Annotated in this window: 4 protein-coding genes; 2 read left to right on the top strand and 2 right to left on the bottom strand. The window is 73.3% G+C overall.

The window, feature by feature from the left end:
- Nucleotides 1–76 precede the first annotated feature (76 nt).
- Together R0232_RS35735 and R0232_RS35730 are read left to right on the top strand one after the other, a co-directional pair.
- Nucleotides 77–11,305, top strand: coding sequence for a filamentous haemagglutinin family protein (locus R0232_RS35735; protein ID WP_431514001.1), 11,229 nt, complete (start codon nt 77–79; stop codon nt 11,303–11,305).
- Between the two features lie 94 nt (nt 11,306–11,399).
- Nucleotides 11,400–11,942, top strand: coding sequence for an RNA polymerase sigma factor (locus R0232_RS35730; RefSeq protein WP_431514000.1), 543 nt, complete (start codon nt 11,400–11,402; stop codon nt 11,940–11,942).
- Nucleotides 11,943–11,949: 7 nt separating this feature from the next.
- Here R0232_RS35730 and R0232_RS35725 read toward each other — a convergent pair whose 3' ends face one another.
- Nucleotides 11,950–12,528 (bottom strand): RNA polymerase sigma factor, encoded by a 579-nt coding sequence (locus tag R0232_RS35725; RefSeq protein ID WP_431513999.1) that lies wholly within the window; start codon nt 12,526–12,528, stop codon nt 11,950–11,952.
- 108 nt (nt 12,529–12,636) lie between these two features.
- Nucleotides 12,637–25,377: a filamentous haemagglutinin family protein gene (locus R0232_RS35720; protein WP_431514633.1), complete on the bottom strand. Its 12,741-nt coding sequence runs from the start codon at nt 25,375–25,377 to the stop codon at nt 12,637–12,639.
- Nucleotides 25,378–25,531: the final 154 nt, after the last annotated feature.

Here is a 25,531-nt window from a genome sequence, read left to right as displayed (position 1 = left end):
TGTCTTGCAAGGACGGCCCGTCGCAATGCGAAGGGCGGCACCACACGACGACTTCACTCATTGGCGGGAATCTCACATGAACACGCGCGCGCGCATCGGCAGGCCACGACAGTCCCTGGAACCAGGGCGGGAGCATTTCAGTCTGGCGCCGATCGCGCGCGCCATCGCGCTCGTGCTGGTGGCCGGCGGCGTGGTCGGCCCGGCCCAGGCGCAGCGCGCCTTCAGCGGCGCCTGGTTCAACGCCAAGGGCACGGCGCAGAGCACGGCCGCGGCCACGGGCTACCTGCCCAATGGGCAGCCGGCTTCCAGCCTCACGAACCCGCAGGCGCTGCAGCAGCGCAACAACGCGCAGTGGCAGCGCTCGCTCAACAACCTGAACCTGGCCGCGCAATCGATCGCGGCGCAGCAGGCCGCGCAGGCGGCGGCGCGGCAGGCGGCGCAGAACGACGACTCGGTGCCCGACGGCCTGGTCGACGGCGGCCTCAAGGTCGACAGCCAGAGCCTCAGCGCGGGCTGGCTGAACGCCAGGGCGCCGCAGCAGAGCCTGGCCGAGGGCCGCACGCAGGTGCGCATCGAGCAGACCGCCGAGAAGGCGATCCTCAACTGGGAGAGCTTCAACGTCGGGCGCAACACCACGGTGCAGTTCGACCAGCGCGCCGGCACCCTGCCCGACGGCAGCAACGGCTGGGTGGCGCTCAACCGCGTCAACGATCCCAGCGGTAGGCCGAGCCGCATCGCGGGGCAGATCAAGGCCGACGGCTCGGTCTACATCGTCAACCGCAACGGCATCGTCTTCACCGGCAGCAGCCAGGTCGACACGCGCTCGCTGGTGGCCAGCGCGCTGCGCCTGACCGACCGGCAGTTCATGGCCGGCATCAACACCAACGAGCTGCTCAAGGACCCCTACGGCAGTCCCACCAACACGCCGGCGCCGCAGTTCGGCGAGTTCCCCGAGGTCGCGCCCTACACCATCGACACCACGGTCGAGAACTCGGCGCCCTGGTTCACGCCCTCGCACGTGCCCGGCAGCGTGAGCGTGCAGGCCGGCGCGCGGCTCACGGCGCAGAAGGGCGGCAAGCTCATGCTGTTCGCGCCCAAGGTCGCGAATGCCGGCACCCTCTCGGCGCCCGACGGCCAGGTGGTGATGGCGGCCGGCGAGAACGTCTGGCTCTCGAGCGTGCCCTCGAATGCCGGGCCCGACACCGTGCCCTACTACCTGAGCCCGGCGCGCGGCTTCGAGGTCGCGGCCTCCGCGGTGCCGGCGATCGCCTTCGGCTACTACGGCGCGATGTACGGCATCGGCCAGCTCTCGCCCTCCGACTCGCAGCAGCGCTGGGTCAAGGGCGTGCGCGACACCGTCATGCCCGCGATGGTGGCGCGCGCCGCCGAGGTCGGCTACCAGGTCGACAACAGCGGCCAGATCGACGCGCCGCGCGGCGACATCACGCTCACCGGCCGCACCATCGCGCAGAACGGCATCCTGCAGGCCAGCTCGGCGCTCAACAACCGCGAGGGCTCGATCCGGCTGCAGGGCTGGAGCCAGGGCCTGCTGAGCCGCGAGGGCGAGTTCGCGGTGCCGATGTTCTGGGACGCGGGCACGGTCACTTTCGGGCGCGGCAGCGTGACCGCCGTGATGCCCGACCTCACCGACAAGACCGAGCTCGAGCTCGGCGCGCTGGCCACGCGCTACCGGCCCGGTCGCATCGTCGTGGGCGGCGAGCGCATCGACGTCCAGCAGGACGCGCGCCTGGTCGCGCCCGCGGGCGAGATCCGCCTGCTGGCCACGGCCCAGCCCTCGGGCGTGGTGCCCGACAAGCCCGCCAACAACGACGCCAGCCTGCGCGACGGCAGCCGCATCTACATCGACGACGGCGCCTGGCTCAGCGTGGCCGGGCTGCAGGACATCCCGCTGTCGATGGCGAGCAACCTGGTCACGGCCGACCTGCGCATCAACGAGCTGCGCGATTCGCCGCTGTATCGCGACTCGTGGCTGCGCGGCCAGAAGGTGGTGGTGGACCGGCGCGTGCGCGGCGTGTTCGGCAACGGCCCGATGGCCGGCGTGCTGTGGATCGGCGAGAACGATCCGGGCGCCTGGGTCGGCACGCCGCTGGCCGACGTGTCGACCTGGGTCAACCTCAGCAAGACCACGGTCGGCGAACTCGCCACCCTGGGCGGCCACATCAACCTCAAGGCCGGCGGCTCGGTCATCACGCGCGCCGGCTCGATGCTCGACATCGCGGGCGGCTCGGTGAAGTACGGCGACGGCTGGATCGACACCACCAAGCTGCTGAGCGCCGACGGCCGCGTGGTCGACATCGGCCGCGCCACGCCCGACATGCAGTACGTCGGCATCGCCGGGCGCTTCAGCGACAGCCATGCGCGCTGGGGCGTCACCGACGACTGGCGCAGCGCGCTGATCGGCCGGCCGCGCTTCGAGCCCGGCTACACCGAGGGCCGCGATGCCGGCTCGATCCAGGTCTTCGCGGGCGAGGCCTACATCCTCGAAGGCGGCATCTGGGGCGGCACGGTCGCGGGCGAGCGCGCCACCCAGCCGGTGACGCAAAGCCGCGGCGGCCGCCTGGTGCTGGGCAGCGCCGACAACCCCGCGTTCGCGTTCTCGCCGGGTCAGCTGATCCTCGGCAACCGGCCCGAACTGCTGCCGGCCGACTTCACGCTCGAGAGCCCGGTCGACAGCCGCTTCTTCACGGTCGACGGCGAGGGCCGCTACACCAAGACCAGCTGGCTCTCGACCGACACGCTCGAGGCCGCCGGCCTCGGCGCCATGACCTTCAACGTCGGCAAGGGCTTCCTGCTCGAGAAGGATGCCGTGCTCAGGCTCGAGCCCGGCGCCGCGCTCAACGTCGGCCTGGCGACCCTCGACACCAACGTGCCCGTGGCCATCGAGGGCACGATCCGCGCGCCCGGCGGCTCGGTCAACCTGCCATCGGGACAGATCAGGCTCGGCGCGGGCGCGCGCATCGACGTCTCGGGGTCCTGGGTCAACACGGTCGCCGACGGTCCCGACCGGCTGCAGCACGCGATCAAGGGCGGCTCGATCATCCTGGGCGCGCTGCAGGCCGAGGCCGGCGCGGTGCTCGACGTGTCGGGCGGCGGCCAGGTCGCGGGCAGCGCGACCAAGCGCAGCGTCGCCACCGGCAACGCCGGCGCGATCCAGCTGCTGACGCTGGGCAGCGCCGACACCCTCGATCGGCTCGACCTGCGCGCCTTCTCGGCCGGCTCGGGCGGCACGCTGTCGATCGACGCGAACGGCCACGACGTGCAACTCGGTGGCGTCGACGCGGGCGGCGAAGCGCTGCTGCACCTGCCCGCCGACCTCTATGCCTCGCGCGGCTTCCGTTCGCTGGCGGTCGACAACGCCAAGAGCATCGTCGTGCCCGAAGGCGCGGCGGTCTCGCTGCGGCCCCAGGCCATCGACCTCGGCGGCGTCGACGCCACGCGCATCGCCTCGGGCGCGACCCTGGCCGAGCTGGGCCCGCTGCGCGCGCTGCCGCTCGAGCAGCGGCTCGCGCGTGCACCGGCCTCGCTGCTGCTGGCGGGCAGCACGGTGGAGGTCGGCACGGGCGCGCGCATCGACGTCGACACCGGCGGTTCGATCCAGCTCGGCAACGACAGCGGCGCCGTGGGCGTGGTGCCGGCCAGCGTGGTGGTGCGCGGCACGCTCGAGGCACCGGCCGGGCGCATCGCGCTGCACAGCACCGGCGAGATCCGCCTGACGGAGGGCGCGAGCCTGCTGGCGCGCGGCGTGCCGGCGATCCATCGCGACGGGCCCGTCGGCCGCAGCGGCAGCGTGCTCGATGGCGGCCAGGTGCTGCTGCGCGGCGACGCGCAGCTCGACGCCGGCAGCCTGATCGACGTGTCGGGCAGCACCGGCGAGATCGACGTGCCGCGCCAGGGCTTCGCGCGCAACCGCGGCGCCGCGACGCTCGCGCTGGCCAGCGATGGCGGCAGCATCGAGATAGAGGGCCATGCCCAGGTGCTCGGCAGCCTGCGCGCCCACGCGGGCGGTGCCGGCGCGCGCGGCGGCAGCCTCAGGCTCACCAGCGCCGGCGGCGCGGAATCGCCGGCCGACCAGCTCAAGTGGATCATGCTGCAGTTCGCGGGCGGCGAAGGCGTCGCCAAGTGGGAGGACGCGATCGGCGTCGACTACAGCAGCTACTTCTCGACGGCAGCCGGCCCCTTCGTGTTCACGCGCGAACTGGTCGAGCTGTTCGAGGCGCTGCCCGACGCGGCCGACCTCCGGGTCGTCAACAAGGCGCCGGCCGCCGGCGGCGGCCCTGCCCTGCCTGCGGCCACGGCCTTCTTCGCCGACGGCTACCTCGAGGAGATCCTCAACTTCGGCCCCGGCTTCGACCTGCGCGGCGTGTTCACCGGCGCCGCCAGCGCCAGGCCGCCCTCGGTGCTGCTGGCTTCGGCCGTCAACGACGGCGGCTTCGACCAGCTCGCGATCCAGACGCCGAAGACGGTGCGCCTCGACGGCGCGGACCTCAGGCTCGGCCGCTCGATCGCCATCGGCGGCACGCTCGCGAACGCGGGCCGCGCCGATGCCAGCCTGCGGGCGCCGCGCATCGTGCTGTCGACGCCCCAGGTGACACCCGGCAACGCGGCCGCCGAGCGCGCCGGCAACCTGAACCTCGCGGCTACGCTGATCGAGATCGACGGCGGCGCCGCGATCCGCGGCTTCGCCGACACGGTGCTGACGGCGCGCGACCTGCGCATCGCCGACAGCGTCGATGCGCCCGGCGCCGTGCTCGACGTCGAGGGACGCCTGCTGATGCAGGCGGCGCAGGTCTATCCGGCCACCGGCGCCCGGGCCACGATCCGCGCCACCGATGCGATCCGCATCGAGCGCAACGGCGAGGCCGAGGCGCCGCTGTCGGCCGCCGGCAGCCTGACATTGGAAGCGTCGCGCATCGAGCAGAACGGCGTGCTGCGCGCGCCCTTCGGCCAGATCGTGCTGAAGGCGGGCGAAAGCGTCACGCTCGGCGCGGGCAGCCTCACCTCGGTGTCGGGCGAAGGCCAGGTGCTGCCCTACGGCGCGCTGCGCAACAACGAGTTCTGGACCGACCCGACGCGCCCGCAGACCGAGGCCATGGTCGACCTGAGCGCGCCGCCCGAGAAGCGCATCACGCTCGATGCGCCGAACGTGGCGCTGGCCGCGGGCTCGGTGGTCGACGTGGCCGGCGGCGGCGACCTGCAGGCGCGCGAGTTCGTGCCCGGCACCGGCGGCTCGCACGACCTGCTGGCCATGCCCGGCGTGTTCGCGATCCTGCCCGCGAGCCGGGCCGCCATGGCGCCGGGCGCCGCGGCGGGCGAACGCATCTGGCTCGCGGGCGGCCAGGGCCTGGAGGCCGGCTGGTATGCCGTGCTGCCCGCGAGCTACGCGGCGCTGCCGGGCGCTTTCGCGGTCATGCCCGGCGGCGGCGCGGCCTCGGCCAACGCGACCCGCACCGTGGCCGTGGCCGACGGCTCGATGGTCGTCTCGGGCTTCAAGGGCGATGCGCTGACCGGCGCGCGCGAAGCCGGCTACAGCAGCTGGCGCGTGCTTCCGGGCCAGGCGCTGCGCGGCTACAGCGAATACAACGAGGCGCTGGCCAGCGAGTTCTTCTCGTCCGACGCCTTCCGGCTCACGCAGTACCGGCGCACCGGCACCGACATCGCGATCCCGCGCCTGCCGGTGGATGCCGGCTCGCTGGTGCTGCGCGCCACCGATTCGCTCAGGCTCGACGGCCGTCTCGACATGAAAGCGGCGGCCGGTGGGCGCGGCGGCATGCTGGACATCGCGGCGCAGAAGATCGCCGTGGTGGGCGCGGGCCAGGACGGCGGCGCGCTGCGCGCCGCGGGCTACCTCGTCATCGACGCGGCCTCGCTGTCGAACAGCGGTGCGGCCAGCCTGCTGATCGGCGGCGTACGCACCGGCGACCCGCTGGGCATGCGCGTCGAGGTGACGGCCAGCGACATCGTGGTGCGCAACGACGGGCAATCGGCGCTGTCGGGCCCCGAGCTGATCCTGGCGGCGAGCGGCCAGGTCACGGTCGAGTCGGGCAGCGTGCTCACGGCGCGCGGCAACACGGCAAGCACCGGCAGCCTGGTGATCGCTCCGCAGGCCAAGGCCATCTACACCGATCCCGACGGCTGGCTCGACGACAACTACGACGGCGTGATCGACGCCAAGGATGCGCTCGACGACGTGCTGACCGCGAAGGCGCGCGACTGGGGCGCGCTGATCCGGCTGTCGAACGCGGGCGACGCGCGCGTGCTGCGCGAGGGCGTGGACCTGAGCGAGGGCGGCCGCGCGGTGATCCAGGAAGGCGCGGTGCTGCAGGGCGGCGCCTCGCTGACCATCGATGCCACGCGCGGCACCACCCTCGCCTCGTCGGCGCAGGTCTCGGGCAGCGGCATCACCCTGAGCGGCGGCCGCGTGGGCTTCGGCGGCGGCAGCGAGGGTCTGGTGTTCGACCAGCGCGCGCTGGCCCAGCTCGCGAATGCCGAGCGGCTGCGGCTGCGCAGCTACACCAGCATGGATTTCCACGGCGACATCGACTTCGGCCGCGCCGGCCTCGGCAACGTGACGCTCGACGCGGCCACGCTGGCGGGCTACGGCAACGCGAGCGTGGTGCTGCGCGCCCAGGGCCTGACGCTGGAGAACAGCGCGGCGGCGGTGGCCGATGCCAGCGCGCTGCCGGTGGGCACCGGCACGCTGGCGATCCGTGCCGACGAGCTGGTGCTGGGCACGGGCGACAAGTCGGTGCAGGGCTTCGGCCAGCTGGAACTGGCCGCGACGCGGCGCATCCTCGGCGAAGGCAGCGGCTCGCTCGATGCCGGCGCGGCCGACATCCGGCTCGCCACGCCGCTGCTGACGGCGCGCGCGGCCGCGACGCAGGCCCTGCGCACCACCGGCCTGCTGGCGCTCGCGGGCGGCGAAGGCCCTGCCTCCGATGCCGACCCGGCCGATGGCCAGGGCGCGCGCCTCACGCTGGCCGGTGGCCGCGTCGACCTCGCGGGGCAGGTGCTCGCGCGCGGCGGCTCGGTCAACGTGACCGCGGCCAGCGGCGACCTGCGGCTGCGCGAGGGCGCGGCGATCGACGTCTCGGGCTTCGAGAAGCGCTTCTTCGACGTCACCCAGTACGGCGACGCGGGCTCGATCGCCCTCACCGCGATCGGCGGCTCGGTGCGGCTCGACGCCGGTGCCGCGCTGCGCCTGGCGGGCGCGCCGGCCGGCGGCGCTGCCGGCAACCTCGCGCTCACCGTGACCGGCAACGGCGCCGTGGTGCTCGATGGCCTGCTCGATGCCCATGCCGCGAGCGGCCAGCGCGCCGGATCGATCTCGTACGACAGCGCCTCGCTGCCCGACTTCGCGGGCCTGAGCGCGCGGCTCAACGACGCCGGCTTCCAGGCCTCGCGCTCGTTCCGCGTGCGCAGCGGCGACGTGCTGCTCGACGGCACCACGCGGGCCGAGGAATTCCTGCTGGTGGCCGACCAGGGCCACGTCACGCTCGACGGCATGCTCGACACGCGCTCGGCCTACGGCGGGCGCATCCGCGTGGTGGCCGGCGACGGCATCACCATGAACGCGAACGCCGCGCTGCTCGCCGGCGCCACCGGCCCGCTGGGCTACGGCTCGGTCACGCTCGACGCCGCCGATGGCGCGCTCGACCTGCGCGGCGGCCGCATCGACGTGGGCGGCGGCCAGGGCGGCCGCGTGCGGCTGCGCGCCGGCCAGACGGCGGCGCACGACGACCTGCGGGTGACGGCGCTCCAGGCCGACATCGTCGGCGCGCAATCGGCCGTGCTCGAGGGCGTGGCGCGCTACGACGTGGCCGACTACGACGGCGTGAGCGTCGATTCGGTGAAGGCCGACGCGATCGCGCATGCGCGCACCTTCGGGGGCAAGGCGCAGGCCATCGCGTCGCGGCTCGGTGCGAGCGGCATCGCCGTCATGCCCGGCATCGAGATCGGCAGCGCGGGCGACCTCGCGCTGCAGTCGGACTGGAACCTGGCGCAGGATTTCGCCACCGCGCGCGAAGGCTCTCTGACCCTGCGCGCCGGCGGCAACCTGCTGCTGAACGGATCGATCAGCGACGGCTTCTCCGACGCAACCACCGCCGGCAGCCTGCAGACCGGCCGCTCGTGGAACCTCGCGCTGGTGGCCGGCGCCGACCGCGGCTCGGCCGATGCGCTGGCGCTGGTGCCGCTGGCCGCGCAGGCGGCCGGCCAGGGCACGATCACGCTCGGCGCGGCCGACGCCGGCAAGCTGGTGCGCACCGGCACCGGCGAGATCGAGCTGCGCGCCGGGCGCGACCTGGTGCTGGCCGACAAGGTCTCGGCCATCTACACCGCCGGGCGCCGCGACACCACCGCCTACGACGACTTCAACGCGCCGGCCGAAGCGGCCTACGGCATCGACGGCGGCAGCATGCGGCTGGTGGCGCAGGGCTCGGTGCATGCCAAGCCCACCGACCAGAGCTTCGTCGAATGGCTGCGGCGCCAGGGCCAGGGCAACTGGCGCACCGGCCTGTTCTCCGACTGGTCCGACGAATGGGGCACACGCTTCACCGGCACGCAGCCGAGCTGGTGGATCGACCCCGGCCAGTTCCAGGGCCTGGGCGCGCTCGGCGGCGGCAACCTGGCGCTGGAGGCCGGCGGCGACCTCGACAACGTGGTGGCGGTGCTGCCGACCAACGCCCGCCTGCGCGGCGCGCTGGCGCCGGGCCAGGCGGCCACGCTCGAGATGCGCAACGGCGGCCTGTTCGACATCAAGGCGGGCGGCACGATCCGCGCCGGCCACTACTACGTGGGCCGCGGCGCCGGCAGCATCACGGCCGGCGAGATGGCGGTCGGCCGCACCGTCACCGCCACCGACGCCAATGGCGTCCACACCTGGGACATCGCGCCGATCCTCGCGCTCGGCGACGCCACGCTCGACGTGCGCACCCAGGGCAACCTGCGACTGGAGACCGTGGTCGACCCGCTGCTGCTGCAGGCACCGCTGGCGTTCGATCCCTGCTGCGGCCCGGTCGATCCGGGCGCCTACATGAGCGGCCACACCAACCGCACCGCGCTGCGGCTGGTCTCGCTCGGCGGCGACCTCACGCTGGTCGACACCACCTATGCCGAGAGCCGCCAGATTCCCTACATGCCGATCTTCCGCGACCCCGACGGCTCGCCCTATGCCGAGAGCGCGATCGGCCAGGGCGGCAACCGCTACCCGGCCGCGACGCAGATCGTGGCCATGAGCGGCTCGGTGATCGTGCAGGGACCGGTCTACACCATGACCGCGCCGATGGCCGTGACGCCGGAGCTCGGCTACATCGCGGCGCGCGCACCGGGCGCGCCGGCACCGCAGGCCGACTTCCAGCTGCTGGCGGCGCAGGACCTGGTGTTCCGCTCCGAGGGCACCGGCTCGCTGGTCAGCGTGCCGCGCATCGTGCTCTCGCGCGCGGCGCCCGAACTCATCCCCTCGCCGCTGATGCCACGCGGCCGCGAGGAGGAGTCGGGCTCGGGCATCGGCCTGGACGGCGTGCTGCAGAACACCTTCGGCTCGTCCTACTCGCGCCAGCTCGGGCTCAACAATCCCGAGAAGATGCCGCTCGACGGCGATCACTCGCCGAGCCGCATCTATGCGCTCGGCGGCTCCATCCTCGGCGCCACCGTGGCGACCAACGAGGAGAGCTGGATCCGCGCGGGCCACGACATCCGCCAGGTCTCGTACAACCTGCGCAACCTGCACGGCAGCGACGTCTCGATCGTGTCGGCCGGCAACGACGTCATCGGCAGCGCGACCGACGTGGTCGGCAGCAGCCCCGGCATCGTGATCGAGGGGCCCGGCGCGCTGCTGGTGAGCGCGGGGCGCGACATCTTCGCGCCCGGTGCGCGCGACGGCAACACGTTCCCGCTGACGATCCAGTCGGTCGGCAACCAGAGCTATGCCTTCAATTCGAGCGAGCCGCGCACGCAGACCCTCGTCAAGGGCCTGCCCGAGCGCGGCGCCTCGATCACGCTGATGGCCGGCCTGCAGGGCAAGGAGCCCGACTACGCGGCCTTCGCGCAGGCCTACCTCGATCCCGCGCGCGCAGCGAGCATGCCGGCCTACCTGACGCAGACGCTCGACGGGCGCACGCTGCCGCTGTACCTCACCGACGACGTGCGCCTGCTCGAGGGGGGCGGCAAGAAGTTCGAGCGCCGCGGCCTGGTCTCATTCGTGCAAGAGGCCGTGGGCGAGACGCTGGCCCCGCTCGATGCCTGGGCCCGCTTCCAGACCCTGCCAGCGCCCGCGCGCGAACGCTTCCTGCGCGAGGTCTACATGCAGGAGCTGCGCAACGCCGGGCGCGACCAGCTGCTGCCCGGCGTCGACGACCTGCCCCTCAACGGCGGCTACAACCGCGGCTACGGCGCCATCGCCACGCTGTTCCCCGGCGGCGGCTGGAAGGGCGACGTGCAGATGGCCGACGGCAGCGTGCGCACGCTGCAGGGCGGCGGCATCGAGGTGCTGGCACCCGGCGGCGGCCTGCAGGTGGCGGCGCTGGGCCAGGCGCCGGCCGACGGCCGCGGGCTGGTCACGCTGGGCGACGGCGACATCCACGTGTTCACCGCGCGCGACGTGCTGCTCAACCGCTCGCGCATGCTGACCTTCGCGGGCGGCGACGAGATCATCTGGTCGACGCTCGGCGACATCGACGCGGGCCGCGGCGCGAAGACCACGCGCTCGTTCCGCCAACCGGTGATAGAGACCGATGCCGACGGCATCACGCGCGCGCTCGAGAAGGCCGACATCACGGGCTCGGGCATCGGCACCGTCGAGGGCTTCGAGAACGTGGTGCCGGGCGACGTCGACCTGGTCGCGCCGAAGGGTACGGTCAACGCGGGCGATGCGGGCATCCGCGTCAGCGGCAACCTCAACATCGCCGCGCTGCACGTGCTCAATGCCGCCAACATCGAGGTCAAGGGCGAATCGAAGGGCCTGCCGGTGGTGACGGCCGTCAATGTCGGCGCGCTCACCAACGCCAGCGCCGCGGCCTCGCAGGCCGCCAATGCCGCGCAGGAGACGGTGCAGCGCGAACGCGCCGCGAGCCGCCAGGCCCTGCCCTCGGTGTTCACGGTGCGCGTGCTGGGCTTCGGCAACGAACCGGCCGAAGGCCGCGAGCCGCCGCCCGAAGCCCGGCCCGGCGTGGTGCGCTACGAGCCGAACCACCGCGTGCAGGTGATCGGGCACGGCGCCGAACTCAAGCCCGACCTGCTGGCACGGCTGACCGAGGAAGAACGGCGCCGCCTGCAACAGCGCGACTGACGCGTCCTTCACGCGCAGCGAGCGCGCCCTGTCCCGGCGGGACGGGGCGCGGCCCCGCCGTTCCCGCCCTCAGGAGAGCAGACCCGTCATGGACATGAGCATCCACGTTCACCTGGCCACGCCCGAGGCCGGCGCCGAGCCCGGCCGCGCGCTGCGCGACTGCCTGGTGGCGAACTACCAGCGGCTGCATCGCCGGCTGCAGCGGCACCTGGGCTGCGCCGACCGCGCCAGCGACTGCCTGCACGATGCCTGGCTGCGGCTCGGCGACATGGCGGCGCTGCCAGCGGTGCAGGCGCCCGAGGCCTATGTCTATCGCGTCGCCTGCAACGTGGCGCTGGACCGGCTGCGCGGCGAGCGCGCGTCGCTGCAGGTCCAGGAGCCCGAGTTCACGGTCGAGGCCTTCGCCGATCCCTCGCCGGGCCCCGAGGCCGTGGCCGAGGCGCGCTCCGAGCTGCGGGCGCTCGAGCGCGCGATGCAGCGGCTGCCGCGCCGCCATCGCGCGGTGCTCGAAGCGCTGCGCATCGAGGAGATGACGCGCCAGGAAGTGGCGCGGCGCTATCAGCTCTCGCTGCGCAATGTCGACACCGCGTTGCGGTTGGCGCTGCGGCATTGCGCGCCGTGCGCGGCCGCCGACTGATGCCGCCTCAGCGCAGCGGCCGCCGCGCGGTGCTTGGACCCGCGAGCACTTGCTGCCCGCTGTGCCGCGCGCAGTAGCTCAGCGCCTGCTGCAGGGCGGTGTCGACGCTGCGCAGCGACAGGCCATAGCGGCTCGCGACCTCGTGCCGCGTCATCTCCTCGATGCGCAGCGCCTCGAGCACCGCGCGATGGCGGCGCGGCAGGCGTTGCATCGCGCGATCCACGGCCTGCAGCCTCGAGCGTGACTCGCTGATCAGCTCGGGCCCCGGCGCCGGGTCGACCAGCTGGTCGAGCTCGATCTCGCCGCCCAGCCGCGCATGGCGGTTGGCGCGCAACTGATCGACGGCCGCATTGCAGGCCATGCGGAACACATAGGCCTCGGGCGCCTGCACCGCCTGCATCGCGCCGAGTTCGCCCAGGCGCAGCCAGGTGTCGTGCAGGCAGTCGGCCGCGAGGTCGCCGCAGCCGAGGCGGCGCGCGAGGCGCTGGCGCAGGCGCTCGTAGTTCGCGACCAGGAAGTCGCGCAGCGCCGGGCCCTGAGGCATGCCCTCGGGCCGCTGCAGCGCGTGCTGGATGCTCATGTCCATCGCGGTTCGATCCTTGACGTGGGTTCGGGGCCGCGGTGCGCGGCGAAGCCCTCCCCCGCCCGCGCTGCGCGAGGCAGGCGGGGCACGGGGAGGTCCGTGGCGGGAGAGCTACCGGTCCTGCAGCAGCCGGCGGCGCTCGTCCTCGGTGAGCCGCGCCAGTTGGCCAGGCCGGAAGTCCTGGCCGCGGCCCACGAGCTGCACCAGGTTCGCCGGGTCGTAGCGTTCCTTCGGCGGCAGGCTGGCACCGGTCGAGGACTTGGGCGCCTCGTCGCGGCCATCGCGACCCTCGGGCTGCTCGTTGCCGAAGCCCAGCACGCGCACCGTGAAGACCGAGGGCAAGGCCTGGCGCGCGGCCGTGCGTTCGCGCTGCACCGTGTCCTGCGCCGCCATCGCGGCCTGCGAAGCGGCGGCGCTGGCATTGGTGAGCGCGCCGACGTTGACCGACGCGATCACCGGCAACCCGGCCGACTCGCCCTTGACCTGGATGTTGGCCGCATTCACCACCTGCAGCGCCGCGAGGTTCACGTTGCCCGAGACGCGAATCCCTGCCTCGCCCGCATCGATGGTCCCGAGAGGTGCGATCAGGTCCACGTCCCCCGGCGGCACCTCGGGAATCGGATCGAGCGTCGCGATGCCAGCCCCGGTGCTCGGCACGTTGGGTGAGAGCTTCACGTTGCCCAGCGCGTCGTACTCGCGCTTGGGCGGCGTGTAGACCAGCGTGGTCTTCGAGCCGCGCCCGGCATTGATGTCGCCCTCGGCCGACCAGCCCAGGATGTCGCCGCCGAAGGTGGTCATGATGCGTGACAGGCCCAGCAGGATGCTGCCCTTGCTGTACATCTGGATGTCGCCCTCGCCCTGCGTGAGCAGGCCGGCGGGCGTGACCTCGTCGCCCGTCGCGGGCACCACGCCTTCCACGCCCACGACCGTGCTGCCGCCCGGTGTCAGGGTCTGGATCGCGCCGCCGGCCACGGTGCGCACGCCGGCATTGGTGCTGGCGCCCTGGAACAGCGTGATATCGCCGTTGCGCGCCACCGGCCGGCCGGCCGCATCGAGCGTGGGGAACAGCGCGGCGATGGCCTCGCGGCCGCGCAGGTAGCTGCCATAGCGCTTGCTGTCCACGTCGTTGTACTCGCGACCACCGGCCGTGAGTTCGGCATAGAACACCTGGCGCACGAACACGCGCTGCTGCTCGCCGGGCAGCGCCTCGAAATAGCGCAGCGCCTCGGCCGCCGTGCCCGAGAAGCCGAAGCGTTCGCCCAGCCAGGCCGCCAGCTCCGCGTCGTAGGTCTTCGCGACCTTGCCCGGCTGATCGGCCAGCGCGCCCGAGGCATCGATGAGGTTGGCCGGATCGAGGTAGCGCTTCGCGAAGCCCGCGACATCGCTCGCGCCCTCGCCCGGCGTGCCCGCGCCCAGGCCGGCCTGCAGCACGATGCCCGCGCCCGGGCGCTTGTCGGCCGCCGAGACCGGTCCGAGGCTGGTGAGGCTCGCGCGGTTGCCCAGGTAGATGTCGCCGCCCGCGCTCACCTCGAGCGTGCCCGGGCCGAGGATCGCGAAGCCGGTGGCGCTGCCCTGGTTGAAGATGTCGCCGCCCGCGGCCACCATCGACACCTCGGCGGCGCTGCCGTGCGCGATCAGCCCGCCGCTGTTGACGACGTCGCCGCCGGCCAGCATGCGCAGCGGCTTCGAGGCCAGGAAGTACTGGCCCTGCGTGCCGTCGAAGCTGCTGCCGATGTTGCGCACCTCGCCGATCGCGACGCTCTGGATGTCGCCGCGCAGCGCATAGACGTGCGAGACGGTGCCGCTGCCGGCCATGCTGTCGTCGCTCAGCGTGTTGGGGCCGAACATGAACGGCGTGCCGCCGGTGCCGTTGTAGCGCCCGTCGTAGGGGCTGTAGGCGTTCGCGTAGATGATCAGGTTCGCGATGCCGTCGATCGCCGAGGTGCCGCCGCGCCAGTAGTTGCTCGCGAGCAGCGCCGCATCGTCGAAGTCGCCGGGCGTCATCGCGCGCCAGGCCGGCCGCAACGGCGTGGCGATGGCGTCGGCCGAGGTGCCCAGCAGGCCGATCGGCGAGCCGGCGTTGCTGGTGTTGTTCGCGCTCACGCCCGACACCCGGTTGCCGGCCAGCAGCTCGAGCTGGCCGGTGGGCGACGGCATCAGGTAGTCGTCCTGCTGCCGGCCCGCGAAGTAGATGCTGCCGCCGGGCGCCACCGCGCGCAGCACCGAGGGCAGGAACGCGGTCGTGGTGTCGGACGCGGTGCCCAGCGGCGAGAGGTTGCCGCCGGCCGAGAACAGCTCGATCGCGGTGGCGTTGGTCCACAGCGTGTACCAGCTCGAGGCGGCGCCCTCGCTGCCGTCGGCGAGGCTGACCCGGGTCTCGAGCCGCTGGATGCCGCGGCCCGGATCGATCACGCCGCGCAGCACCAGGTCGCCCAGCGTCTGCACGCTGACCCGGCCGTCGCCCGGCGCGAACACCGCGCCGCCGCGGCTGGCGGCCGAATAGGCGATGTAGGGGTCGAGGCCGCGCGGGTCGTCGTTGAGGCTCACGCTGTAGCTCTTGAGCTGCATCACGCCGAGGCTGGCCGCGCGCAGCGCGGTGTCGCCGCGCAGGTTGGCGTACTGGCCGCCGTAGATCCGGCCGTCGGCCTGCACCGAGAGCAGGCCGCCGCCGGTCTGCGCCACCGTGCCGTCGATCACGCGGCCGCTGCCGCCGACCGCGACCACGATGCCGCGGCCGCTGGTGGGCAGGTCGGTGTCGGCGAGGTCGGTGCCGATGTCGCCGCCCGCGCGCACCCGCGCATTGCCGCCGCCCAATGCGCCCAGGCCCGCGTAGGCCGCGAGACCGAGGCCCGCGTAGTCGGCGTACACGCCGGGGCCGTCGAGCACGTAGGAGCCGAACATCACGCCCCAGCCGGTGGCCTGGCCGAGTTCGCCGGCGCCCTGGCGCAGCAGCCAGCCGCCGACCAGCTCGGAATTGCTCCCCTGCAGGCCGCGGATGTTGCCGCCGGCCGCCAGCGTGAAGTCGCCGCCGCCGGTCGTGTACCACATGCGGTTCGGGTCGATGGCCGCGAGGTAGCCGTCACGGTCGCCGAGGTTGCTGCCCAGCGTGGTGCCGTCGGGCTGCAGTTCGCGCGGCGCGTTCCAGGCCGTGCCGGCGCCCGTGCCCGGCACCCAGGTGCCCGCGGTGTACACGCCGTAGAGGCTTTGCTGCGTGTAGTCGCCCGCGGCGAACAGCTCGAGGTCGCCGGTGCCGGTGCGCACCACGCTCGTGCCGGGCGCCTGCGGCCCCAGGCCCTTGCCCTGCAGATTGACCTGGAACGGATCGTTGAGCGTGATGCCGCCGCCCTGCGAACGCACGGCGCGCGAATCGCTGCTGCCGAGGTCGGCGCCGCCCACCAGCCGCATCGACCACGAGGCGCTGCCCGCGCCGAGCATCGGCGCGATGGCCCAGATCGCGCGGCTGCCGGTCTGCGCCAGCGCGCTGCTCACGAACATGCCGGCCGGCAGCACGCTGCCGGCCGCGAGCTCGACCGGGTCGGCCAGCTCGAGGCCGTTGAGCACGGCCACGTCGGTGCCGGCACGCCAGGTCGTGGCCGCCATGCGCATCCCGTAGATCGCGACGTTGCTGAACTGGATCGCGTTCATGCCCGCGCGCAGCACGGTGCCGGCCGGCAGCCGCAGGTTCGCCGTGGTGGTGCCGATCACGCCGACCAGCGTCGAGGTGTTGGTGCCCGCGGGGATCACGCGGCCGGTCGGCAGGATGATGTCGGCCGTGGTGACCACGTTCGCCTTCACGCGGTTGTTCAGGGTGTTGCCGCCGAGCACCACGTCCATCGGCAGCGGTGCGTCGTCCGACAGGGTCAGCAGCGTGTTGGCCGGCAGCGCGAGGTCGAAGCCGAGCACGCCCCCATACGGCAGCTGGCTGCCCGCGGCGAGCGTGAGGCCGCCCGCGGGCACCTGGTAGTCGGTCTCCAGCGTGACCGAATTCAGCACCTCGCGGTAGACCTTGCTGTCGGGCGAGTCGGGCGGCGGCGCGAAGCCGTCGTTGATGCTGCCATCGATGTGCAGCTCGCCGCCCGCGCGCAAGGTGAGCACGCCGGCCTCGCCCGCGCCGCGCGTGCCGTTCGCGCCGGGGCCGTAGCGGTAGCCCGAGAGATCGAGGTCGCCCACGGTGTGCAGGTCGCCGCTGCTGCGGATCTCCACGCCGGGGCGCAGGTGGAAGGCGTCGCCGTCGATCTTCAGGCCCGCCAGCCGGCCCTGCAGGCCGGCGTTGTTCCAGGCCGCGTCGATGAAGGCGCGGCTGCGCGCGTCGATCTGGTCGAGGCCGACCATGCCGTCGGCGCCGACCGGGCTGCCGTTGGCATCGCCGTTGTTCTGCTTGACGCTGCCGTTGGCGTCGGTGGGCTCGTAGGTCCAGAAGGCATTGACCGCCACGCTCCTGGCGCCGCGGATGTTCAGCGGCGCGGGCGCGTCGATGCGCAGGTCGCCGCTGGTCTCGCCGGTGCGCGGCGCGTTGATGTCGAGCTGGCCGCGCGCGATGCCGTCGGCCGCGCGCAGGTCGAAGCTGGCGCCGCCGGCCAGCCGCACCGTGCCCTGGCTCGAGCTCAGCGCGATGCGCGCGCGGTTCGCGGCATCGATCGGCGCGCCGCGGCTGTCCACGGCCAGTGCGCTGGCATGCGCGTCGAGCAGCGCCGAGGCCTCGAGCGCGAGCTCGTCGCGCGCCGACAGCACGATGCTGCCGACGCCGCGGCCCGAGGCGTCGAGCGTGCCGCCGATGCGCAGGCTGCCGCCGTCCGCCGCGATCGAGATCTCGTGCGCGCGCACGCCGTCGCCCACGCGCAGGTCGCCGTTCTTCACCGTGAAGCTGCGCGCGCCGAAGAAGCCGGCCTCGCCGAGCTGGCGGTTGAGCTGCGCGAAGGCGTCGTCGCCGAGGCGCGCGGTCGTCAGCGCGAAGCGGCCGTCGGCGAAGTCCGCGCCGCCGCCCGAGGCGCGCAGCGTGCCCGCGAGGCTCACGCTGCCGTTGGCGGCGCTGGCCGAGAACGAGCCCGCGTCCTGCCGCGCGGCCGAGACGTCCACGCGCGAGCCGGCGGCCAGGTCGATGTTGCCGTGCGCGCTCTCGAGCTTCAGGTCGCCGCCCCAGCTCGACTTGCGCACGTCGAAGAAGTCGATGCTGCGGCCCGCGAGGTCGATGGCCGCGCCGTCGCCGAGCGCGATGTCGCCGTCGGCGCGCACCGAGAGCCGGCCGCTGGGCAGCGCCAGCGCGGTGTCGAGCCGCACCGAGCGCGCCTCGAGCGCCAGGCTGGCGCCGAGCGTGTCGAGCGCCGCGGTGTCGGCACGGGCGCCGCCGTCGGGCGCGATCGCTTCCAGCCGTCCGCCGGCCACGTACTTCATGCTGGAGCCGGCCTCGCCGGTCCACAGCGGCGTGACGATGCGCAGGTCGCCGCCCGTGCGGCTGCCGTCGGCGGCCTGGATGCCGCCCACGGTGAGGCTGCCGGCGTTGTTCGCGCTCACGCGGTCCGCGGCATGGATCTCCACGCCGGCGAAGCCCAGCGCGAGGCGGTCGAGCGCGGTCTGGCGCTGCGGCCGGCTCAGCGCGTCGTAGCCGAACAGCACCGTCTGCGCGTCGATCACCAGCCGGCCGCTGCCGGTGCCCGGCCCGCCAGCCTGCACCGGCGCGGGCGCCACGCTGGCATAGGGGTTGTCGGCGCTGCCGACGCCGGTGCCGATGCCGTTCCACACCAGGTTGCGGGTGGCGATGCGCACGGTGTCGCCGGCGCTGCCCCAGCCGTAGAAGGCCGGCGTGGCGAACACCATCTGCACCGGCGAGTCGCCGGTGTCGAGCGTGACCGTGCCGTAGAAGTTGAAGGCGCCGCCGGCCGTGAGGTTGAGCCGCTCGAGCGCCGGCACGCCGGCTTCGGCCGAGGGGCGCAGCAGCCGGTCGAGCACGGCCTGCGTGAGGTGCCAGCCCTGCGGCTGCACGCCCGCCGCCGCGGCCGCGGCCAGGCTCTCGGCGGTGCCGATGCTGATCTGGTTCTGCGCCACCGTGAGGTAGCGCGCGCCCATGTCGACCTCGCCGAGCTCGAGCGCGCCCGGTGCCGCGAAGGCGATGGTGCCTTCGGTGCGCAGCCGCGCGCCGTCGGCCACGGCGATGGTGCTCGTGCCCGCCGAGGGCAGGAAGTCGAGCAGGCCATTGCCCACGGCCAGCACCGCCGGGCCGCCCGCGAACTGCCCCGACGAGAGGCTGTTGGCATAGACGTAGCCGAGTGCCGAATCGATGACCCGGCCGCCGAAGCCGCGCGTGTCGATGCCGGCGCCGCCCTCGAGCGAGATCGCGTCGCCGACCAGGAACACCTGCCCCGCCTTGAGCACCGTGCCGTCGCGCAGCACCACGCCCGGATGCTCGCGGCCGTCCTGGCCGAAGTACATGCGCGCGCTCTCGCCCAGGGTGCTGGCACCGTCGAAGTAGCGCCAGGCGCCGCCGATGGCCAGCGAGGGCGCCGCGAAGGCGTTGAGCGCGCTGTCGGCCAGCGACAGCCGGCTGCCGTCGCGCACCGCGTCGACGGCATCGCGCGGGCGGACCTCGATGAGCTTGCCGTCGGACCCGACGAACATCAGGCCGTCGATGCCGCGCGCCTCGCCGCGCGTCGCGCCGCCGAACAGCGCCGTGCCCTCGAAGCGCAGCGGCTCCTGCACCTTGTCGCTGGCGCGCAGCTGCAGGTCGAGGATCTTGCCGTCCTCGGGCAGGCGCGAGCGCACCGTGCCGAACTGCTCGGCCTGCGCGAGCAGGAACTCGCTGAAGCCGGTCTCGTTGTACTGGGCCAGGTCGCGCACCGCATCGGCGGGCGTGAGCAGCACCTGCGTGGGCACCGCCGCGCGCTTGGCGGTGCCGGCCACGCGCTGCACGGCGCTGGCGAGCCACGAGCCGCCCGCGGCCGTCACGGTGCCCGCCGTGCCCAGGCTGCGCAGCGGCAGTTGCGCGCCGAGCTCGACGCGGAAGGCGCCGGGCATCAGCGCGAAGCTCGCGGGCATCAAGGTGTAGGTGCCCGCGGGCAGGCCGGGCACGCCGGCGCCGATCTCGATCTGCGCGCCGATGGCCGGATCGCCCGCGCCCTTGTCGAGGATCACCGGCGCATAGCCCGGATCGTGGCCCGGAACGATCGCGTAGACGCCGTTGCCGGGCTGGCTGAAGCGGCGCAGCGAGGCGTTGGCGGGGTTGGTGTTGACCAGCGGCGTGTTGAGCACGTTGACCGAGCCGCCGCGGCCCGAGGTGAAGCCCTCGCCATGCAGCACGCCGCCGCCCGAGAGGTCGAGCACCGCGCCGGCCTCGCCCACCAGCCGCGTGGCGCCGATGCTGATGCCGCTGACCAGCGCGTCGGTGTCGGCCGACTTGGTGCCGCTGTTGTCGCCGCGGCTCACGTAGGTGTCGGCGAGGTTGTACTGCGTGGTGTAGCGGCCGTTCTTCGCGAGGCCGGCATAGCTCACGCCGTCCACCGTGCCGCCGAAGGGCATCTCCATGCCGGCGGCGCTGACCGAGGTCAGGCTGCCGTCGCGCAGGATCACCGTGGGATCGGTGAGCTTCGCGTTCACCGGGCCGAAGCCCGGGCCGCCGTTGAGCACCAGCACGGCCTGCCAGTCGGTGCCGAGAAAGCCGCCCAGCGTGTCGATCGAGATGTTGCCCAGCGGCGCGCGCACCACGCCGCCCTGGTCGACGGTGCCGCCGAGCAGCACCAGCTGGCCGAAGGCCGAGTACGGCACCTCGGGCACGCCGCCGGTGCTCGAGCGGATGGTGAGCGTGCTGTCGGGCGCGATGCCCGTGGGGCGGTTGCCCGCGACCAGCGCCGCGTAGGCGCCCGACATCGGATAGACCTGCGCGGCGCGCACCTCGAGGTTGCCGCTGACGTTGAAGCCGCCGGCCAGGCGCACGTCGCCGCTGCTGTGCAGCGCCACGTCGGCGAAGCCGTCGAGCACGATCCGGTTCTGCGGCAGCGAGCCGACGCCATCGGGCGAGCCCGCGCCCTTCACGCCGGTGGCGCCCGAGAGCACCGCGCCGTAGAGGTCGATCAGGTCGGCCGACAGGGTCAGCGCGCTGCGGCCCGCGGGCGCGGCACCGCCGCCGGCCAGCGCGAGGCCCGGCATGAAGGTCGGCGGCAGCGTCTCCTTCAGGTCCCAGTTGCCGCCGTCCAGGCGGATGTAGGGCGCGGCGATGCGCACCTGCGCATCGGGCGTGCCGTCGGCCACGGTCAGCACGCCGCGCTTCAGGTTCAGGCTGCGGCCGAGTTGCAGGTCGAGGTCGCCGTCGAACAGGATGCGGTCGTGCGCCGACAGCGTGAGCGCATCGAAGCCGCCGGCGCGCACCTGGTCGGCGCCGAGCGTGGCCTGGCCGTAGACCAGCCGCGCATCGGCCTCGCCGGGCGCGAGCTCGGACGCCAGGCCGCTGGGCGCGGCGTTCTGCACCAGCCGCACCGTGTAGAGCTGGTTGCGCGCCTCGCCGACCGGCTCGCGCGTGGGGTCCTGCAGCCGCTCCTGCAGGTACAGGCCCAGCGAGCCGCCGAAGGCGTTGGCGCCGCCGGCCTGCGCGCGCAAGGTGCCGTCGAGCACGATGCCGCTGTACGAGCGCATCTCGATGCCGCCGCCATCGCCCGCCAGCATCACCGTGCGCGACACCGCGGGGCCGTTCGCACCCGCGGCCGCGTCGACCTCGACCGCCGCGCCCGAGGCATCGAGCAAGGCGCCGGGGCGCACGATCACGTAGGCATCGCTGAGGCCCACGGCAATGGTGCCGCCGCCGGGCGCCACGCCGTAGGCGCGGCCCTGCGTGTCGCGCGCCACGTGGGCGCGGCCGGCCACGTCGAGCACCGCGGTCTCGCCGATCCACACCGACTGGCCCGCGGTCGAGAGCAGCACGTTCGCGCCCTGCGCCTGCGGCAGGCTCGCGAGGTCGATGCGGCCGCCCCAGGCATCGAGCCGGCCTTCGACGCTGAGCTGCCCGTCGGCACGCAGCGCGATCGCCGCGCCCGGATCGACCGCGACCCGCGCTTCGCGGCCGATGCGCAGCGGCGCATGGTCGGTGGCGTTCAGCGCGCCGGCCGTCAGCGACAGGCTCGCGCCCGCGCGCTGCGTGAGCGTTGCGGCCTCCGCGTCCTCCGCATACACGGGCGGCGTCCAGCGCGACAGCGCCGTCTCGGGCGCGGCGCCCGTGGGCACGAGCCGCGTGCGCTCGGCATCGATGCGCAGCACCGGCATCGCGACCTCGAGCCGCGTGCCGTCGCCGACCTCGAGGCCATCGCGGCCCTGGATCGCGTAGCGCGAGAAGCCCTGCTGGAACAGGCCGGTGTCGAGCAGCGTGCCCGCGCGCACCGGCAGCGCCGCGAGCGCGGTGCTGCCGCCCAGCACCAGCGCGCCGGCGGGAATGCGCAGCTCGCTGTCGACCACCGTGCCCGCGGCATAGCGCGTGGTCACCGGCGCGATCGGCACGCCGGCGGGGAAGGCATCGGCCGGAATGGTGTAGCCCGCGGGCAGCGTGCCGTTGAAGCGGCTCAGGGCGGTGCCCGCGGGCACCACGCTGCCGCCGAAGTAGTAGATGCCGCTGGTCGACTGCACGTAGAGGCCGCCGGCCGGCACCACCCAGTCGGCCGCGACCGTGAGCGAGGCGCCCGCATCGATCTGCGGTGCCGTGGCCGCGGCCAGCGTCTGCCCCGCCGCGACCGCGCGCACCGTCACCGCGAAATCCGCGGGCACGGTGCCGCCGGCCGCCACCAGGTAGTCGCGCTCGAGCTGCAGGTTGACCGCGGTGGTCTCGCCCGCGGCCAGCGTGCCGTTCAGGCCATGCACGCCGGCGCCGATGCCCACCGCGCGGCCCGAGCCCAGGCTCAGCGTGCCGCCGCCCGCGACGCCGAAGCCGCGGATCTCGCCGTCCAGCCGCAGCGGTGCGTCGATCGGCGCGTCGCCCGGCAGCACGGCATAGCCCGCGAACAGCGTCACGTCGCCGCCATGGCCCGCGACCAGCGCGCCATTGGCCTTCAAGGCCGCGCCGGACGAGCTGTCGATCAGGCTGCCGGCCGCGAGCGTCACGGCACCCGCGCTGCGGATGTCGACCGTGCCGCCGTCGACATAGGGCAGGCCCTGGCCGTTGCTCGGATCGAGCTGCAGGTTGGTCCACAGGCCGCGCGTGTCGAGGGTGGCGCCATTCGCCACCGTCACCGCGGTCGGATGGGTGGGGTCGGACGGCATCAGCGTCTCGACCGTCACGCCGGTGGTGGCGGTCGTCTTGAGCACATTGCCCAGCGCGATGCTGCCGCCGCGCGCCGTGAGGTCCGCGTTCACCTCGACCTGCTGCGCATGCAGCGCGATGCGGCCGCCGGGCACCACCGCGAGCGCGCCGTCGACGCGCACGCTGTCGCGGCCCACGGCGATCAGCGCGCCGAGGCCCCAGCCGTCGAGGCGCTCGCTGTCGACATGCAGCGCATCCTTGCGGGCCTGCGGCAGCGGGCCGTCGGGCGCGATGCCGTCACCGAGCGCGGGCTGGTCGCCGCCGAACACGATGTGGTCCACGGTCGGTGCGAGGTTGTGGAACACGCCGGTCGGACCATTCTTCGCATTGGTGTTGAAGGCACTGGTGTAGCTGCCGAGGATCAGTTGCGCGGCGAGCGCCGCGGCGTCGTGCGACTGTGCATAGCCATCGATGCCGCCGTCGCGCCTGGTCGTCTGCCTCGGGCCTTGGTAAACGCCCGAGCTGATGTCGCCCTCGAGCACGGCCGCGCCGGTCGAGACGATCAACTGCCCCGCATCGCGCCCCACCGTGTAGCCGTTCTCCAGCCGCTGCTGCGGCCCGATCAGCGGGTTGTAGAAGAAGCCCGTGGTCTTGTCGCCCCAGCGCTTGTGCGCGTCCTCGTAGCCCTTGTAGAGGCCCGTGTACTGCACATCGGCCGGCGCGCTCGACACCTCGTAGAGCCGGCCATCGGCCCCCTTGAGCCAGCTCTGCTTGATCATCCCGGTCTGCACGTCCAGCGTGCCGCCCGAGAGGTTGATGTTCGAGCCCGCCTGCGCGACCAGTTCGTTGCCCGCGAACACCACGCTGCCGCCCTGCGCGCCCCACTCGCACACGGTGTGGCCCTGCAGGCCCAGGTAGCCGCCGACCTCGAGCAGGCCGCCCGGCGTGTACCAGCGCTCCTTGTCGTAGCCGCCCACACCGGCCGCCACGCGCAGCAGCTTGCGCCGGTCGATCCACACATTGCTGTTGTTGAGCATCGTGGTGTCGCGGTTCAGCGGGGCGTCGCGCTGCTCGTTGCCCTGGATGTTGATCTCGACGTTGTTCGAGGACATCGCGACCTGGACGCCCACGGCGCCCGAGACATCGAGCCGTGCGCCATTGGCCACCGTGCTGCGACCATTGCTCGCGGCCACCGCGATCTGGCCGCCAGTGGCCAGCGTGGTCGATCCGCCTTCGAACACCACGCCGCCGCCCGAGACGATCTCGATGCGCGACTGGTCGCGGCGGTCGTCGAGGCGCGCGAGATTGTCGAAGCCGCCCGAGGCCGCGGTGCGGCGTGCCAGGTCCTGCACGGCCGAATCGGCGATCAACGCATCGCGCTGGCTGTCGAGTGCGGTGCGTCCGTTCTGGTCGTCGAGCAGGATGGCATTGAGGGCACGCGCGGTCACCGTGACGCTGCCGAGCTTGTCGCTCGCCGCGTTCAGCAGATGGATCGTGCCGCGCGTGTCGACCGTAGTCGTGGACACGGCCACGCCGTCCTGCACCACCTTACGGCCCGCGAGCGTGATATCGCCTTCGGGTGCCTGCAGCAAGCCGGTGTTCGTCACCGCGCCCGCCGTGCTGTCCACATTGAACTGCGGCGCCACTTCATTGCCGCGCGTGGTGGAGGTCTGGTTCGCCGCGGTGCCTTGGCCGGGCCGCACGATGAAGAAGTCGCCCGCCGCCATCTGCACCTGGCCGCGCGGCGTGGTGATGGCACCCGCGTTGCCGACCTCCTTGCCGAGCAGCAGCGCATAGCCGCCGCCTTGCGTGACCGTGGTCGTCGGCGTGGTGTTGATGCGAGCGCCTGCCTGCACTTCGACCTTGCCGTCGGCATCGGTGAAGCTCGGCGTGTAGGCGCCGTTCGCCTGCGCGCTGTAGATGCCGCGCGTCTTGAACTGCTCGTCACTGATCTTCGCGGCCGCCGCAACGAGGTTGCGTGTATCGGTCTGGCTCGATCCGCTGAATACGATGCCGTTGCGGTTCGCGATCAGCACCGTGCCATCGGCCTTGATCTGCCCCTGGATCTGCGAGGGCCGTGCCTGCGGGTCGTTGACGCGATTGAGCACGGCCCAATCGGCCTGCTGCCTGAAATCGACCGTGGTGCGCTTGCCGACGTTGAAGGTCTCCCAGTTGAGGATCGCGCGATCGCCGGTCTGTTGAATGGTGACCGTGGTACGGCCATCGGTGCCTTGCGATTGCACCGGTGCCTGCGCGTTGAGCCAACCCGCGGTCAACGAATTGGTGTCGACGCGAAGACCGCCATCGGCCAAGCCATCAGGCACGGAAGACGGATCGTCCAGTGCCGCCTGCCGTGCCGCAGCCTGCGCGGCCTGCTGCGCCGCGATGCTCTGCGCGGCCAAGTTCAGGTTGCCGAGCGAACGCTGCAACTGCTCGCGCGCCTGCTGCTGTTGCGCGCTCGGCGTGTTGAGCGAGGACACCGGCAGGCCATTCGGCAGCCGGCCTGTAGCGATCGCTTGTCCCTGCGCGATGTTCTTCTGCGTCATCCACGCCGCACTGAACGCACGCTGCTGCGCATGCGCCGCACCCGCCGCGCCGATCGCAGCCAGCATCAGCGTGATGACCCTCGCCACCGGTGCCATCCTGAAGACGGAAAGCTCCCCGCCCACTCCGTTGTCCTTCGCGCCGCGCCCTCTTGTGTTCATGCCAGTTCCGCCGTGGTTGAGTCGATGCCATGCGGCCGCCCTGCGATGGGCAGCCATGGATGCAGAGGCATTCGCTTCGCACGCCGTGCAA

Source organism: Variovorax sp. DAIF25 (assembly GCF_050711835.1).
GTDB lineage: Bacteria > Pseudomonadota > Gammaproteobacteria > Burkholderiales > Burkholderiaceae_C > Variovorax.
The sequence above is the reverse complement of the archived record's forward strand: the minus strand, read 5'-3'. Positions and strand labels throughout refer to the sequence as shown.

Coding starts and splice junctions, on each gene's coding strand:
- R0232_RS35730 (WP_431514000.1), top strand. CDS start 11,400: ATGAGCATCCACGTTCACCTGGCCACGCCCGAGGCCGGCGCCGAGCCC.
- R0232_RS35735 (WP_431514001.1), top strand. CDS start 77: ATGAACACGCGCGCGCGCATCGGCAGGCCACGACAGTCCCTGGAACCA.
- R0232_RS35720 (WP_431514633.1), bottom strand. CDS start 25,377: ATGGCACCGGTGGCGAGGGTCATCACGCTGATGCTGGCTGCGATCGGC.
- R0232_RS35725 (WP_431513999.1), bottom strand. CDS start 12,528: ATGGACATGAGCATCCAGCACGCGCTGCAGCGGCCCGAGGGCATGCCT.